At 43.8% G+C, this 272-nt stretch carries 1 protein-coding gene; it reads right to left on the bottom strand.

The window, feature by feature from the left end; translation table 11 throughout:
- A partial coding sequence (locus HC733_RS22790) for a DDE-type integrase/transposase/recombinase (protein WP_190367230.1) occupies positions 1 to 272 on the bottom strand: 272 nt, incomplete at both ends.

Genomic DNA, 272 nt, shown 5'->3' with positions numbered 1-272 from the left:
GTGGCGTATTCGACAGCATCAACATTTTTCCATGGTCCATTTCTTCGGATAATTTCTGTTTTAAATAAACCATTTATCGTCTCAGCCATTGCGTTGTCATAAGAATCTCCAACGCTTCCTACGGATGCTTGGATCCCCGCTTCTGCAAGTCGCTCACTGTATCTAATAGACAAGTATTGGCTCCCTCTGTCGCTGTGATGGATCAATCCTTCTGTTTTACCACGATGCCAAATTGCTTGTTCTAACGCGTCAAGAATAAGCCCTGTGTGCAT

It is taken from the genome of Pseudoalteromonas sp. S16_S37 (assembly GCF_014694405.1).
Classification (GTDB): Bacteria; Pseudomonadota; Gammaproteobacteria; order Enterobacterales; family Alteromonadaceae; genus Pseudoalteromonas.
This window is presented reverse-complemented; position numbering and strand designations above follow the sequence as displayed.